This is a genomic window from Acinetobacter sp. 228 (assembly GCF_048147885.1).
Genome location: NZ_JAYWYV010000582.1, coordinates 1 through 1,047 on the forward strand (window position 1 = coordinate 1; position 1,047 = coordinate 1,047).

Consider the following 1,047-nt stretch of genomic DNA (forward strand, 5'->3'; position numbering starts at 1 on the left):
ACTTTCATTACCACTTGGGAGTTCACCTGGTTTAATTCCAGCGGTCATCAAGCCACCATTAACCTGATGGTTGGCTGGTCGAATCGGATTTTTCTTACGGGTTAATAACCAGTAATCAAACACGGGTTTAGCAAGTTGGGCTGCTGAACCACCATGACGGCCATTTTCCCAAATAACTGCAATAGCGATTTCTGGTTTATCAGCCGGAGCAAAGCCCACAAAAAGACCGTGGTCAAGTTGGCGTTCACTAAGCGCAGCTTCGTTATAACGTTTGCCTTGAGCAATACTTTTAACCTGTGCTGTACCTGTTTTTCCGGCAATTTGATATAGCGGTGTACGGATGCCACGACCAGTACCTGATTGAATTACATCAATCATGGCTTCTCGCATTTTTACCCAATCTTCATCTGTACCATTGAAATTAATTTTTCCATCAGGTGCATTACGTACGGTAAAAGGTTTTGCACCATGGGTTGCACGTAAAACATGTGGAACTACATGCGAGCCGTGGTTTGCCGTAATGGCAGTTGCCATGGCGAGTTGTAAAGGAGTTGCGGTAAATGCACCTTGACCAATACTGACTGAAATCGTTTCACCTTTCATCCATTTGGATTTGCGTGTACGCATTTTCCATTCAGGATTTGGATATAAGCCTTCACTTTCACTTGGTAAATCGACACCTGTTTTTTGGCCAAAGCCGAATTGACGCATCCATTGGTTCATCTGATCGATGCCCATTTGATTGGCCAAAATATAAAATTAGGTGTCACAAGACATGATAATGGCTTTGTGCATGTTCACGATGCCATGGCCGGTTTTTTTCCAGTCACGGAATTTGTGTGAGTCACCCGGTAAATGGAAATAACCAGGGTCGGAAATAGCAGTAGCCCAATCGACAATTCCATAATGTAAACCGCCCATCGCTTCCATTGGCTTAATGGTTGAACCAGGAGGATATACACCTTGTACTGCGCGGTTATAAAGAGGCTGATCTATATTGTCACGTAGAGAACTATAATCTTTATGATTAATACCCGTTACAAATAA

General features: G+C 43.2%; 1 pseudogene. It reads right to left on the reverse strand.

Features of this window, described 5'->3' with window-relative positions:
- Positions 1–1,047: pseudogene (locus VXQ92_RS20995) on the reverse strand (penicillin-binding transpeptidase domain-containing protein); the annotation flags it as partial.